The sequence below is a fragment of the Neptunitalea lumnitzerae genome, from assembly GCF_027924185.1.
Classification (GTDB): domain Bacteria; phylum Bacteroidota; class Bacteroidia; order Flavobacteriales; family Flavobacteriaceae; genus Neptunitalea; species Neptunitalea lumnitzerae.
Genome location: NZ_BRVO01000001.1, coordinates 971,348 through 986,824, shown reverse-complemented (window position 1 = coordinate 986,824; position 15,477 = coordinate 971,348). Strand labels below are relative to the sequence as shown.

At 34.2% G+C, this 15,477-nt stretch carries 13 protein-coding genes; 5 read left to right on the top strand and 8 right to left on the bottom strand.

Annotation, left to right across the window (positions count from 1 at the left end; genetic code table 11):
• Together Y10_RS04390 and Y10_RS04385 are read right to left on the bottom strand one after the other, a co-directional pair.
• Complete coding sequence (locus tag Y10_RS04390; RefSeq protein WP_281764147.1) at positions 1 to 345, bottom strand: glutaredoxin family protein; 345 nt, start codon at positions 343 to 345, stop codon at positions 1 to 3.
• Positions 346 to 444: 99 nt separating this feature from the next.
• Positions 445 to 3,081, bottom strand: coding sequence for a TonB-dependent receptor (locus tag Y10_RS04385; RefSeq protein WP_281764146.1), 2,637 nt, complete (start codon positions 3,079 to 3,081; stop codon positions 445 to 447).
• A 167-nt stretch (positions 3,082 to 3,248) separates the two neighbouring features.
• On the opposite strand from Y10_RS04385, the gene Y10_RS04380 reads away from it, so the two are divergent.
• Entirely contained in the window at positions 3,249 to 4,280 is a 1,032-nt protein-coding gene (locus Y10_RS04380; RefSeq protein WP_281764145.1) for a LacI family DNA-binding transcriptional regulator, read from the top strand.
• A 4-nt stretch (positions 4,281 to 4,284) separates the two neighbouring features.
• Here Y10_RS04380 and Y10_RS04375 read toward each other — a convergent pair whose 3' ends face one another.
• Entirely contained in the window at positions 4,285 to 5,373 is a 1,089-nt protein-coding gene (locus Y10_RS04375) for a sensor histidine kinase (RefSeq protein WP_281764144.1), read from the bottom strand.
• A gap of 8 nt (positions 5,374 to 5,381) precedes the next feature.
• Positions 5,382 to 6,071: a response regulator transcription factor gene (locus Y10_RS04370; RefSeq protein WP_281764143.1), complete on the bottom strand. Its 690-nt coding sequence runs from the start codon at positions 6,069 to 6,071 to the stop codon at positions 5,382 to 5,384.
• A gap of 258 nt (positions 6,072 to 6,329) precedes the next feature.
• On the opposite strand from Y10_RS04370, the gene Y10_RS04365 reads away from it, so the two are divergent.
• Complete coding sequence (locus Y10_RS04365) at positions 6,330 to 7,964, top strand: T9SS type A sorting domain-containing protein (RefSeq protein WP_281764142.1); 1,635 nt, start codon at positions 6,330 to 6,332, stop codon at positions 7,962 to 7,964.
• Between the two features lie 86 nt (positions 7,965 to 8,050).
• Entirely contained in the window at positions 8,051 to 9,028 is a 978-nt protein-coding gene (locus tag Y10_RS04360) for a LuxE/PaaK family acyltransferase (protein WP_281764141.1), read from the top strand.
• 107 nt (positions 9,029 to 9,135) lie between these two features.
• On the opposite strand, the gene tyrS is transcribed toward Y10_RS04360, so the two are convergent.
• From tyrS to Y10_RS04345, 3 genes are all read right to left on the bottom strand, one after another.
• On the bottom strand, positions 9,136 to 10,431 hold the full coding sequence (tyrS, locus tag Y10_RS04355; protein WP_281764140.1) for a tyrosine--tRNA ligase: 1,296 nt from the start codon (positions 10,429 to 10,431) through the stop codon (positions 9,136 to 9,138).
• A gap of 56 nt (positions 10,432 to 10,487) precedes the next feature.
• Complete coding sequence (locus Y10_RS04350) at positions 10,488 to 10,958, bottom strand: Lrp/AsnC ligand binding domain-containing protein (RefSeq protein ID WP_281764139.1); 471 nt, start codon at positions 10,956 to 10,958, stop codon at positions 10,488 to 10,490.
• A 133-nt stretch (positions 10,959 to 11,091) separates the two neighbouring features.
• Complete coding sequence (locus Y10_RS04345) at positions 11,092 to 12,462, bottom strand: saccharopine dehydrogenase family protein (protein ID WP_281764767.1); 1,371 nt, start codon at positions 12,460 to 12,462, stop codon at positions 11,092 to 11,094.
• A 93-nt stretch (positions 12,463 to 12,555) separates the two neighbouring features.
• On the opposite strand from Y10_RS04345, the gene Y10_RS04340 reads away from it, so the two are divergent.
• Both Y10_RS04340 and pckA read left to right on the top strand, forming a co-directional pair.
• Positions 12,556 to 12,939 carry a DUF423 domain-containing protein gene (locus tag Y10_RS04340; protein ID WP_281764138.1) on the top strand — a complete coding sequence of 128 codons (384 nt, stop codon included), beginning with the start codon at positions 12,556 to 12,558 and terminating at the stop codon, positions 12,937 to 12,939.
• A gap of 92 nt (positions 12,940 to 13,031) precedes the next feature.
• Positions 13,032 to 14,636 (top strand): phosphoenolpyruvate carboxykinase (ATP), encoded by a 1,605-nt coding sequence (gene pckA / locus Y10_RS04335; RefSeq protein WP_281764137.1) that lies wholly within the window; start codon positions 13,032 to 13,034, stop codon positions 14,634 to 14,636.
• Between the two features lie 81 nt (positions 14,637 to 14,717).
• On the opposite strand, the gene Y10_RS04330 is transcribed toward pckA, so the two are convergent.
• Positions 14,718 to 15,467, bottom strand: coding sequence for a uroporphyrinogen-III synthase (locus Y10_RS04330; RefSeq protein ID WP_281764136.1), 750 nt, complete (start codon positions 15,465 to 15,467; stop codon positions 14,718 to 14,720).
• Positions 15,468 to 15,477 lie beyond the last annotated feature (10 nt).

Below are 15,477 nucleotides of genomic sequence, written 5' to 3'. Positions count from 1 at the left end.
TTACTTTAATTTTTCAAGAAACACTTCAAATTCTCCTGTATTCATAAATATAGCTCCGTTTTTATCTATTACCGGAATAGCTACATTAGACAAACTTATACCTGCTTGCTTTAACTTTTTAAGCATTGTTTGCAATGCTTCTGTATCCGTATCTACATCATAAAATATATATGCTATTTGATGACGCTCTAAATAATCTTTGGTATCTGTACAGTAATGACAGTTGTTACTACCATATACAATTATAGGTTGCGTATTCTTAGTAGCATCAACCGTTTGAGCCATGCCTGTTTGCAAACAAAAAAATACGCATACAATTCCTATTAATTTATAAAGTGCCTTCATTTTCTTATTTTAATTTAGGTAAGTTCTTGATTATTAATCAAGAACTTACCATTCCATTCTTCATCAATCTACATCAAATAACTCTAAATACTACCTATGCTAAAACTTATATGATAAGGTTAAAGAAGTTGTTCTACCATTAATGGCTCTTGCTCTAACAATATTATTTGTATTTTCTGTTATGCTACCCTCTTCAACTTCAGTGATACCAATGGTATCAAAAACATTATTTACATTTACCGAAGCTGTTAACCCTTCTATTAATTGAAATCTAACAAACGGATTCACGTACGCATAGCCCGGCATTACCAATTCGTTACTATCTTGTGCATATGACTTTGTAGTACCAATTACACTAAACCCTAAGGCATGTTTATTAGCTTCTCCTAATCTGTACACTACATTTGCATTATAGATAAAATCTGCTTGACGTCTTGGTGTGTTTCCTTCAAAATCAGGATTAAAAAAATCTTCTTTTATCTCAGCATCTGTCCATGTAACACTACCACCAATATCAAACTTGCTTCTAGTATAATACGCTTCTAACTCTATACCATACGCTTGGTATTCTCTTTGTATTTCTCTTGGTGAACCTCCTGCAAAATCCCAGTTTTGTTCAGAAGTATTAGCAAGAAAACCAGTAGTATATAGAGTAACATCACCTTTTCTGTGTTTAAACCCTACTTCTGTTTGTGTTACTTTATCTGCACTTAAACCATTAATAGCTTGTCCGCTTGGCAATACGGCTGAGCCAAATAACAAACGGTCGGCATTTGCTCTACCCCCTTTACTATGTCTTGCAAAAACAGATTGATAATCGGTTAATAAATAATTAGCTCCAAAAGAGTAAGACACATAGTCAAAATCATAATTAATAGGTAATCGGTTGGCATTATCAACTACCGATACACTTTGTTCATTTGTTTGAATTACACCATCGTTATTCACATCTAAATTTTGTGCTTGTATTGCCCCAGCATACGTACCTCTTGCAGTACCAAAATCAAAACGTATACTAGCATCTATATTCAGCTTATCGGTTACTTCATACTCAGCTCCAACATACGGTGCAGAAATATCATATACTGCATCATAATTTCTAGTACAACAATTACCCCACGCAGGAACGCCATATGCATATAATCCATTAGTAGAAGCACCTCCTGCATTTAGTAAAGCTGCATTTTCTCCTTGAACTTCTAATAAGTAAGAATTCCATAACCATGACATTGATATGTTTTGAATAGCTCTATAATATCCTGCAGATACATCTATATCTCCAAAACTTTTAGACAGCTTAATATCATTGGTAAAATTATTGAAGTTGTTAATTTCAACATCAAACAAATGCACTCGCATTGCTAATGCATTATTGTCAAAATTTTCACCTGCATTAACACCGTTCGCATACGTTAAGTTAGACACCCCAAATTCTGTAGCATAGTTACCAGCGGTTTGTACATCTGCCGGAAATGGTGAGACAAAACGTCCTTTGTTGAAATTTAATCTAAAACGTTCTTCTAATTTCCATCCACTTCCTAAATCGAATGAAATTTCACTTCCGAAAGAAGTAGCCACTGGTCGCATTCCATCGGCAATATTGCTACGTCTTGGTTGTCCATCTGCTCCAACACTTAAGTTATCTAAAAATAAAGCACTGTGCGGAGTATCATGTAAAATATCAAAATTAGAAAGCGAAGACCATTCAGGATTAGCATTGGTACCAGAAACCTGTACAGGCATTGGCAAATATCCAACTGCTTTATCATTCAAATATTTCAAATATAAGCGTACATATCCTTTTTCAAATGATTTGGTTAAGTTGGCTTTAAATTGCCCTCCTATATTGGCTGTATACCCCGTGTTTCTAGGCCCTTCTCCCTGACGATAAAAACCACCTAAATGAAAATTTAAAGTTTCATTAATAGGAGCACCATATTCAAAATCTGTTCTGCTATTCTTATAGTCTACACCTAATGAGTGCGTGATAGATCCACCTTCTACCTTACCATTTTTACTAATAAAGTTAATAATACCTGCCGGAGAGTTACTAGCCAGTGTAGATGCAGACCCACCTCTAATAGCCTCTATCCTAGCTACAGTTTGGTCATATCTTAAAAAGATATCTGAATTACCAAAAGCCACATCACCAAATTGCATTACCGGCAAACCGTCTTCATGCAATTGTAAAAACTTTCCACCTCCAGATGCTACAGGTATACCACGAACCGTTATATTAGCATTCCCTTCGCCACCGGTAGACTCAGATTTAATACCAGGAACCGATCTAAACACCTCAGCGGTAACCCTTGGTGCTGCTTCATTAACTTTTGCCGGCCCCACTGTACTTACAGATACACTAGACTGTAATTTAGATTTAGGGTTTAAAACTCCAGTTACCACTACATCAGTTAATTGAGTAGCGTCTTCTTGTAAAACAAAATTAAGAGCTGTTTCTCCATCAACTGTTACCACTTTTTTCTGCGTAACAAACCCTATATAAGTTACAATTACAGTGGTTTCTCCATTTTCTAAATCGGTGATTTTATAATTACCATCAAAATCTGTAGAAGATCCTTTATTGGTATTCTCAATAGTTACATTTACACCAAGTAAAGGTTCGCCATTTTCATCTTTCACATTTCCGTATAAACTGCCTTCTTGTGCATTACTATAAAAAGCAGTAAGTATAACAAGGAAAGCTGTAATTTTAAAATTCATAAATGTCAATCTCATATTTGCCTGTTTTTAAATATTTACTAATTGAATCACTTGGTTTTTGGTAAATATATATTTGAAGTCAACAAAAAAAGAGAAATTCATAATCGAAAACGATTTCGAAATCACCGAAAACGATTTCGAAATAATTTTTTCTCTATTACATTTATGCTATATTTATAGAAATGAAAGAATCTAAAGTACCCACATTAAAGTCTATTGCAGAAAAACTAAACATTTCTGTAACTACTGTATCTAAAGCACTCAAAGGCTATTCAGATGTAAGTCCTGTTACCCGCCAAAAAGTGTTAGATATAGCAGAGGAGTTAAATTATACTCCTAACTCAATAGCTGTAAATTTTAGAACTAAGCAATCTAAAACTATTGGCATTATTATTCCCGAGGTGGTACATCATTTTTTTTCTAGTATTATTAACGGGGTTATAGAAGAAGCAGAAAGACAAAACTACTTTGTAATTATTCTTCAGTCTAATGAGAATAAAGAAATGGAGAAAAAGCAAGTAGAGCTTTTAATAAGTAAACGTGTAGATGGTATTATTATGTCGTTATCTAACCAGTCTAACGACGAAGACTACTTAAAAAAAATTATCGACCGAAACATTCCTTTGGTCCTTATCGATAAGATTTCGAAACTAATAGACTGTTCTAAGGTTATTATTGATGATAAGAAAGCTGCATTTGATGCCGTTAACCATTTAATTAATATAGGCTGTAAAAAGATTGCACATATTAGAGGCCCCTTAAACCCACAAAATTCTATCGACCGATTTTTAGGATATAAAACTGCTTTAGACCATCATAACATACCTTTTGACTCCTCTTTAGTATATCCTTGTAAGCGGGTTTGCTATGAAGAAGGCTATGATTTCACTAAACAATTAATGAATGATCACCCTGATGTAGATGGTATTTTTGCAATTACCGATTTAGTTGCCGTTGGTGCACTTACTTATTTAAATGATCAGCAAATTAAAATACCTAATCAGGTTGCTGTAATAGGTTTTAGTAATTGGTTTATGTCTAGCGTTATCTCTCCTAAACTAAGCACTATAGACCAACCCGGTTTTAAAATGGGAGCACAAGCATTTTTACTATTAAAAGAAGAAATGGAATCCATGAGAAATGCAGGAAAACGGGTCTGTAAAACCATTACTCTAAATACAGATTTAATCATAAGAGAATCAACAAGTAAATAATTTCTTAGATATAGTCATCCTCATCATCTACCGCATTAGCTTCCATTGCCTCTTTGGTAGATTTTTCAAGGGTAAACGAAAATTCAGAACCAACCCCAAACACACTCTCCACATAAATTTTTTCTTTATGTGCTTCTATAATGTGTTTCACAATAGAAAGTCCTAAACCAGAACCACCTTCTTTACGGTTACCCGACTTATCTACTCTATAAAAACGCTCAAAGAGGCGTCTTAGGTTAGGAGCTTCAATTCCTTCACCATTATCGGTAACCCTAATTATTATTTTATTCTTTACTAAATTCTCTATACTAATTTCAGTAGTACCATCAGTTTTACCATACTTAATACTATTCACTACCAAATTAGCAACACATTGTTGTATGCGCTCTTTATCTGCGTACACATAAATAGGTTCATAAGGTATATCAAACGTAAGCATAATGTTCTTCTTAGCTGCTTTCATTTCATACATCTCAAAAACCCCTTGAATTAACTCTACAATATCAAAAGTCTCTTCTTCAAGAATAAGATTTCCTACTTCTAACTTAGAAATCATATCTAAGTCCTTTACTATATAAATAAGCCTATCTACCCCCTTAGCGGCACGTTGCAAATATTTTTTCCTAATATTCTTATCTTCCATAGCCCCATCTAAGAGCGTTAGTAAATACCCTTGAATTGTAAATAGGGGTGTTTTAAGCTCATGTGAAACGTTTCCCATAAACTCTTTACGGTATTCTTCTCGTACCTTCAAGGTTTCAATCTCTAACTTCTTATCCTTTGCAAATTTTTCAATTTCCTTGGTAAGTGTAGACATATCGGTAGTAATAGGATGCTCGTTAAAACTAGTAGATTCTAACAAAGAAACATCGTCGTACACCTTTTTCACTCTTCTGTAAATAAAGCGTTCTGCTCTATATTGAATTACCAAAAATGAAAATGCAAAAATAGCTATAGCATACGGCACTATAAGCCACCAAGCAAAGTCTTCTATATATAATACCATAATAGATAGCAATGCAGAAGAACAAAGGGTTATAAACAAAGAAGATTTTAATGCAAACTTATAAGACGTCTTAAGCTTTTTACTCATTCAATAAATTACAATACAAATTTATATCCTACTCCTTTGATGGTTTTAAAATGATCGTCTCCAATTTTTTCACGAAGCTTTCTAATATGAACATCAATAGTTCTACCACCAACAATAACTTCATTACCCCACACCTTATCTAGTATTTCCTCTCTTTTAAATACTTTACCAGGTCTAGAAGCTAATAAAGAAAGTAATTCAAACTCTTTTCTAGGCAGTATAATTTCATTCCCTTTTTGAATAATTTTATACTCTACCCTGTTAATTACAATATCACCAACTTTTACAATATCGTCAGTCACATCTTCATTACTATCTTTTAATCTTCTTAAAAGTGCTTTTACTTTACTAACTAACACTTTTGGTTTAATAGGCTTTGTAATATAATCATCTGCACCAGCATCAAAACCAGCCATTTGAGAATAATCTTCACCTCTAGCCGTTAAAAAGGTAATTATAGTATCTGCTAAATCCGGGATCTTTCTAATTTGCTCACAAGCTTCAATTCCATCCATCTCAGGCATCATCACATCCATTATCACTAAATGTGGTTTTTCTTTTTTTGCTTTTGATACCGCTTCAATACCATTTGCTGCTGTACTTATTTGATATCCTTCAAGAGATAGATTGTAACCTACGATTTCTAAAATATCCGGTTCATCATCAACTAATAAGATTTTAACGTCCTTTTTTTTCATAATGTTGCTCTTTCTATTATAAAAGTTGACCAAAAGTAAATATAATATTAAAATTTAACTTGGGTTAACTATTTCTTTTTAGAAAGACAACATTAAATTAAACTTGCAAAACTCGCCTATCTGAATAACAATTTGAAAGCAGATAAGTTGAAACCTACAAATATTGTTATCAAATCGTTAAAACGCACGGCATATAAAAGGTATCATGTTACATTTTAGTACTTTTGAATACAAAAATTTTTAAAATTTCATTATACTATGAAAAAAATCTACTCATTATTTTTATTATTATTAGTAACTACTGTTTCTTTCGCTCAGGATATTGCTGTTAATGGCGATTTCGAAAGTTGGACAGGTGGAGTTCTAGACACTTGGACATCTGAGTCTGGTACAACAATCACTCAAGAAACTAGTACTGTAAGTCAGGGTACTTATGCTGCTAACTTTGAAGTTACTACAGCTACGCAAGGTAATACCGACTTTAGACAAACAGTTGACATTGTAGCTGGTACTACTTATGTAGTATCTGTTGATATTTATCAAGTAGACGCAGATTCTAGAGCAAGACTTTATGTTGATGGTTATTATTCTTACTCAGACCCTGCTTTAGTAGGTACTTGGCAAACCATTACCCATGAATTTACAGCTACGGCTGATGCATCAATTGAAGTAGGTCTTAGATTTTACGACACTGATACTTTTACAACTAGCTCTAACATTATTGTTGACAATTACACTGTAATAGCACAGTCTACTCCATCTTTAGCTATAACAAACCCTACTGACGGAGATTTAATAACTTCTGGTGACGTTACTATCGAATTTACAGTAGCTAACTTTGCTGTAGCTAACGGATCTGGCGACGGACACATTCACTACACAATAGACGGTGGCGCTACTGTTATGCAGTACGATTTAAACTCTATTGCGCTTACAGGATTAACGGATGGTTCTCATACAGTTGATATGGAATTAGTAGATAATAACCATAACCCATTAAGCCCTGCTGTTACTGCTTCTGTTAGTTTCACTGTTACAACTGGTGCTACTCAAATAGCTGACATTGCTGCTTTAAAAGCTGCTTTTGCAAATGACAACAGTACTACTACTATTTACGAATTACAAAGTACTCCTGTTGTTACTTATAGTAGAGTTATTTCGGCTGGTACTCAAATATACCTTGAAGATACTACTGGTGGTATTTTAATTTGGGATGCTGGTAGTTCTGTACTTTCTACAATGATTGAAGGTGATGTAGTTTCAGATTTAACAGGTACACTTTTAGACTATAACGGAGTATTAGAACTTATCCCTACTGAAGATCCTAGCACAACTGCAGGAACTCCTATAACTCCTACCTCTATAGATATTGCTACATTATTAACTGATTGGGATATGTACGAGTCTATGCTAGTTTCTATTAGTAATGTGACTTTTACTGATGCTGACGGATCTGCTACATTTGCTTCTTCTAGCAACTATACTATTAATGATGGATCTGCTATTACTTTCAGAACTAACTTCTCTGAAGCTGATTATATTGGTGAAGTAATTCCTTACACTGCTAATAACTTACAAGTTTTAGTTTCAGAATATAATGGATCTCCTCAAGTTTATGCTCGTAGCTTATCTGACTTTATGTTAGCTAATGATACATTCAACAATGTAACTTTTAAAGTATATCCTAACCCTGTTACTAACGGTACTTTACACATTTCTAGTACTGTTGCAACAGATATGAATGTTCAAATTTATGACCTTTTAGGAAAACAAGTTGTAAACAAAACAGTTACTAACAATACTGTTAATGTTTCTGCTTTACAAAGAGGTGTTTACATTTTACAGATTACTCAAGGTGCTGCTTCTACTACTCAAAAATTAGTTATTAAGTAAGTCACCCTACCTTATAACAAAAAAGCTCTCTATTACAGAGAGCTTTTTTATTTTATGTAATTTTGATTTTTCTAAGTTGACAATACATGAATACCGATTTTATATTTGATATAAAAAATGAAACTGATTTTAAAGTTGCTGCACTAAAGGTTTTTAACCACCAGTATACACACAACAAAGTATATAGGTTGTTTTGTAATCTTTTAAACACCAACCCTGTAAGTATTGATAGTGTAGAAAAAATACCTTTTTTACCTATCCAATTTTTTAAATCGCATGCGGTATTAGCCTCCATAAACCCAGTAGAGATAACATTTACCAGTAGCGGAACTACAGGCAGTACTACTAGCAAACACATGGTTACTGATGTAAGCGTTTACGAAGAAAGTTTTAGAAAAGGGTTTCATTACTTCTATGGTGCCATTGAAGAGTACGCCGTACTTGCCTTATTACCGTCATATTTAGAGCGTACAGGCTCTTCTCTTATCTACATGGTAGATGATCTTATAAAACAAAGTAACAACCCTAATAGCGGCTTTTATTTACATAATTTAAAAGAACTTAAAGACAAGCTAATTGCTTTAGACAACAGCGGGCAAAAAGTGTTACTAATAGGAGTTTCCTTTGCATTACTAGACCTTATTGAAAGCTATGATTTTGAATTGAAAAATACCATTATCATGGAAACCGGAGGCATGAAAGGAAAACGCAAAGAAATGATTAGAAAAGAGCTACATGAAGTACTAAGCAACGGATTTGGCGTAAAGCACATCCACTCAGAATATGGTATGACAGAATTACTTGCTCAAGGCTACTCTAAAGGAGATGGTATATTTGAATGCCCTCCCTGGATGAAAATTTTAACCCGAGATACTGAAGACGCTTTAACTATATTACCGAATGGGAAAAACGGAGGTATTAACGTAATAGACCTTGCCAATATTAATTCGTGCTCTTTTATAGCCACACAAGACTTAGGAAAAGTATACCCTAATGGTTCTTTTGAAGTAATTGGCCGTTTTGATAATTCAGATATCAGAGGTTGTAATCTAATGGTTTTATAAAACAACAAAGTCTTGCGTATAAACACAAGACTCTGCTATTTATTTTACGCTATAAAAGAATTAAATGCTTTACAAACTTATTCTAAAACAGCTATAAGTTAGCGAACTTATTTTACCACTAACACATAATAGTTTTTCTTACCACGTTGCAAAAGCACAAACTTATTATTAATAAGATCTTCTTTTGTAATGGTATATTCTTCTTTTACTTTCTCTTTATTTACAGAAATAGCGTTCTGCTTCAACTCACGTCTTGCAGCTCCGTTACTATCTAAAAAGCCAGTTTTAGCTGCTAAGGCACCAATCATATCCAATCCAGCTTCAATATCAGCCATGTCAACCTCGGCTTGTGGTACTCCTTCAAAAACATCTAAAAAGGTTTTTTCATCTAACCCTTTTAAATCTTCAGAAGTAGATTTACCAAATAAAATATCAGATGCTTTTTGAGCCTTACTTAACTCATCAGCAGAGTGTACCATAGTAGTTACCTCTTCTGCTAATTTTTTCTGTAAAGCACGCATATGCGGCGCTTCTTTATGTTCAGCTATTAAAGCTTCAATTTCTTCCTTCCCTAAGAAAGTGAAAATTTTAATATACTTCTCAGCATCTTCATCAGATGTATTTAACCAATATTGATAAAATTTATAAGGTGAAGTACGCTCTGCATCTAACCAAATATTACCTCCTGCAGTTTTACCAAATTTAGTACCATCTGCTTTGGTAATTAATGGGCAGGTCATTGCATATGCCTTACCACCACCAATTCTTCTAATAAGCTCGGTACCGGTAGTAATATTACCCCATTGGTCACTACCTCCCATTTGTAAAGTACAATCAGCATCTCTGTACAAATGTAAAAAGTCGTACCCTTGTACTAACTGGTAGGTAAACTCTGTAAAACTCATCCCTTCTGCAGATTCAGAAGACAAACGTTTTTTTACAGAATCTTTAGACATCATATAGTTTACGGTAATATGCTTCCCTACATCTCTAATAAAAGACAAGAATGAGAAGTTCTTCATCCAGTCATAATTATTTACCAGCTTAGCAGCATTTGGTGCGTCCGAATCAAAATCTAAAAATCTTGAAAGTTGCTCTCTAATTGCATCCTGATTATGACGTAGTGTTTCTTCGTCTAACAAATTACGTTCGTTAGATTTCCCAGATGGATCACCAATCATACCGGTAGCACCACCCACCAAAGCATACGGTTTGTGTCCACACTCCTGAAAATGTTTTAACATCATAACCCCTACTAGGTGTCCTATATGTAAAGAGTCAGCTGTTGGGTCTATACCAACGTAAGCAGCTCTCATACCCTCCATTAAATGTTCTTCGGTACCCGGCATGGCATCATGAATCATTCCGCGCCATGTAAGTTCTTCAACAAAATTTTTAGCCATTATACTGTGTTTAAGAAGCAGCAAATATAATGGATTTGGCGTGTTCTTTCAAGTGATTAAATACCTATTTGCCTATCTATTTGCTGATTTAAGGAAATAAAAGTTTCTGTACGCGAAACTCCGTCTATACTTTGTATTTTATGATTAAGCACATTCATTAGGTGCTCATTATCTTTGCATAGTAGTTTTATAAGAATACTCCAATTACCTGTTGTATAATGACATTCTAGAACCTCTGGAATATCTTTAAGCACTTTCACCGCCTCTGGGTTTCTCATAGCTTTATCTAAATAAATACCCACAAAGGCCATGGTAGAATACCCTAAAACTCTTGGATTAATAACAAACTTAGAACCGGCTAGCAAGCCACTTTGCTCTAACTTTCGAAGTCTTTGGTGTATTGCCGCACCCGATATACCAATTTTTCTGGCTATTTCTAAAATAGGCTTTCTAGCATCGTCCATTAAATATCTCAGAATCTTTTTATCAATCCCGTCAATGGTTACAGTATTTTTTTCAGACTTCATTTTGTATTCTCATTTGAAACCAAAAATACATATTTAATTTAATAATGAAACACCTTTAAGAATAATTAAGAAAATAGTATTTTAAGCCACCCTTTTTCTAATAAAATGCATTTCAGGCTAGTACAAATTATAATTATCCAAAAACGTTGTTAGGATTATATCCCATGTAAGCCACCTCTTTATGCGTAAATGAAATGCCTTGTGCTTTCAATTCTTTTAAAACAGGCTCGTATATATTTCTATTTATAGGTAGTAAAACACCAGTTTCTGTAATCTTCTTATTTAACACCAACAAAGCAGAAATACCCAATGGTAACCCAACCGTTTTAGCCATTGCAGTATAGGCAGCATCTGTACCCGTTACCACCATATGGGCATCGATTTGCTTACGTTCTCCGTAAATTTCGTAGCCTATTTTGTGATACATCACTATCATATCTTTATCATCCGGACTTAATTTCCAACTATCTTGTAAGATACTTTGTAATGCTTGGGCAGGTGTAGCATTTTTAATTCCTATCTTTTTAAAAGTACTAAACACATCTAACTCAACCAATTTTTGCCAAACCACATCGTCTTGATCTATCTTTAAATAATGTCTTAATTTAAGCTCTACAGAATCTGTAGGTGAATAGGCTAAAAACAAATTAAGAAAATCTCTATAACTCATATGTTCAGAGTTTTCTATTGTATAACTATCATCTGTCATACCCAATTGCACAAACAAATTCCAAGCCCTTGAAAAACCAACTCTACGTATGGTACCTCGGTAAAAGGTTAAAATATTATCTAACCCGTAAACCGATCTATATTTTAAAGAATCTCTATTTGCATAAGCCTCAAAACTACCAAAGCCTTCAATTTCTAAAAACTCCGTTCTTCTAAATAATTTATGGTAAGGTATATACTTATAGGTACCTTCTTGTATAAATTTAGCTGCACCTCCTTGCCCTGCTAACACCACATTTCTAGGGTTCCACGTAAATTTATAATTCCAAAGGTTGGTATCACTTTCAGGCGCTAATAAACCACCACAAAAAGATTCAAATAACAGCACCTCTCCTCCTTGCTTTTGAATATCGTCTACTATCTCCATAGCACTCATATGGTCTATCCCGGGGTCTAGACCAACCTCATTTAAAAAGGTTAAACCTTTTTCTTTTACACTCCCCTCCAGTTGTTTCATTTCATCACTTATGTAAGAGGCTGTTACTAAATCTTTCCCGTACGCTAAACAGCATTTGGCTACTATAATATGAAGAAAAGCGGGTAGCATTGAAATAACTATAGACGCCTCTTGTACCAAGGCTTCCACTTTAGCTTCGTCTTGAATATCTAGTGTTTTTAGTACTACATATTCACTACTTTTTATTTCTGGTAAAATATTTTCAAAATTTTTATCGGCAATGCAAATCTGTAAATCTTCCTCTAAAGCTTTACCTACAAGGTATTTAAATAAATACGTGGTTGATTTGCCCGCTCCAAAAACTAAAACTGATCTCATCATAAATAAGTAATCTTATGTAACTTAGCACGGTAAGCTACTAATTGTTATAAAAGTATCTTTAAATTTAATGAATTGTTATATTTCTAAAATATGAAAACTGGAAAAATATTAGCCACCGCAGCATTTTTAGGCCTAATCGCTGTTGTACTTGGTGCTTTTGGTGCCCACGGATTGAAAAAATTAGTAACCCCTGAACAAGTAGAGAGTTTTAAAACCGGAGTTACCTACCAAATGTATCATGCATTAGCACTTTTAGCTGTAGGTTTAGCTAAGATACCTGCAAGCAAACAGAAGAAAATTTTCATTTTCATGCTTACAGGTGTGCTACTTTTTTCAGGATCTATATACCTATTAACTTTTAAAAACTTTATACCATTTAATATTAGTTTTATAGGTCCTATAACCCCTTTAGGTGGTGTGGCCATGATTGTTGGTTGGGGCTTATTTGCACTCAGTTTTAAAGACTATAGATAGCAAAATAGCAGGAAAATGCCAATTTAAAACGTTGTAGTTATGTTTTATTGCTAAATTTGTTTAACAACATAAACACAACAAACAAGTATATTATGGCAAACACAAGCAGTATGCCCTCTGTTATTTCCTTAGAATATTTAGGAATTAACAAGGCTAAAGCACAGTATCAATTAAGTCCTGAAGAACTGCAAGCGATTACCATTGAAAAAGGTTTGGGAGTAGAAACAAACAATGGTACCCTAGCAATTAACACTGGAGAATTTACCGGTAGATCACCTAAAGATCGTTTTATTGTAAAAGATGATGTTACTAAAGATAAGGTATGGTGGGGTTCCATTAATATTCCTTTTGAAAGTGATGCCTTTGACAAATTATACGATAAAGTAACCGCATACCTTTCTGAAAAAGAAGTTTACGTTAGAGATGCCTACGCTTGTGCAGACCCTAGTTACAAAATGAATATTAGAGTTATAACAGATTACCCTTGGAGTAATATGTTTGCTTATAATATGTTTTTAAGACCTACCAATGAAGAGCTTGAAAGTTTTGAGGCAGATTGGACTGTAATCAACGCTCCTGAATTTAAAGCAGACCCAGCCGTAGATGGTACTAGACAACATAATTTTGCTATTCTTAACTTTACTAAAAAGATTGCATTAATTGGTGGCACGGGGTACACTGGGGAAATTAAAAAAGGTATTTTCTCTGCCTTAAACTTTATACTACCCGTAGAAAAAGAAACCTTCCCTATGCACTGTAGTGCTAATGTTGGTAAAGAAGGTGACACCGCTATTTTCTTTGGACTTTCTGGTACAGGTAAAACTACGCTATCTGCCGACCCAGACAGAAAACTTATTGGAGATGATGAGCATGGTTGGACACCAGAAAATACCGTGTTTAATTTTGAAGGTGGCTGTTACGCTAAGGTAATTGACCTATCGGAAGAAAAAGAGCCCGAAATATTCCACGCTATAAAAAAAGGCGCTATCCTAGAGAATGTAATTTTAAAATCTGACGGTTCCGTAGATTTTGAAGATACTTCTATTACACAAAACACACGTGTAAGCTACCCAATTGAACATATTGAAAATATTCAAATTCCTTCTATTGGAGAAAACCCAAAGAACATCTTTTTCTTAACAGCAGATGCTTTTGGTGTGTTACCTCCTATTTCTAAACTAACACCAGGACAGGCAGCATACCACTTTATATCTGGGTACACTGCTAAAGTTGCAGGAACAGAAGAAGGTATTAATGAACCTGTACCAAGCTTTTCTGCTTGTTTTGGAGCACCATTTATGCCCTTACACCCAACCGTATACGCAGAAATGTTAATTGCTAAAATGAAAGAAACAGGCGTTAATGTTTGGCTAGTAAACACAGGTTGGACAGGTGGACCTTACGGAGTAGGACACCGTATGAAACTTAAATATACCCGTGCCATGATCACTGCGGCAATGAATGGAGACTTAGGAGATATTAACGATAGAGATTACCGTATACATTCTGTATTTGGGGTAGCACTACCTAATTCTTGTCCTAATGTACCAGACGAGGTATTAAGCCCAAGACAAACCTGGAACAATGATGAAGGGTATTACAAGAAGGCACATCAATTGGCTGATGCCTTTAAAGAAAATTTCAAGAAATTTGAAGACTATGCTAATAACGAAATATTAGCAGGAGCACCAAGATAATTTTAGTTTTATTTACCGTAGTTAGTTAGTAAGGTTAATTCAAAAGGGCTTTCGTTAGCCCTTTTGAATACCTATATAAAATTATTTTTTACCGTTCACCTCAACAATATACTTCTCTAAAGCCATTGTCATAGATGGTGTATCTGGTGTTGGTGCTAAAATATCTATACGCAAACCTGCTTCTTCGGCAGCTTTTTGTGTAGTATTACCAAATACCGCTATACGTGTATTGTTTTGCTGAAAATCAGGGAAATTCTTAAATAAAGATTCAATACCTGATGGACTAAAAAATGCAAGTATATCATAATACACATCTTTTAAGTCAGATAAGTCACTTACCACAGTTTTATAAAAAACTCCGCGTGTCCAGTTTACCTTTAAACTATCTAACGTATCAGGAACATCAGACTTAAGTATGTCTGAAGAAGGTAATAAAAACTTCTCGTCTTTATACTTTTTAATTAATGGAGCTAATTCTGTAAAGTTTCTTTTCCCTACATAAATTTTTCTCTTACGGTACACCACGTATTTTTGTAAATAATAAGCCACTGCTTCCGATTGACAAAAATACTTCATGCTATCAGGCACCTTGAATCTCATTTCTTCTGCAACTCTAAAAAAGTGATCTACAGAATTTCTACTGGTAAGTATTATAGCAGTAAAGTTAGCCAAATCAATTTTCTGATGTCTTACGTCTTTGGCGTCTACTCCTTCGACGTGAATAAAAGGTCTGAAATCAATTTTTACTTTTTGCTTCTCTTCTAATTGAGAATATGGTGAGTGCTCTACTTTAGGTTCCGGCTGAGAAACCAAAATTGTTTTCACTTTCATCTATACCTTT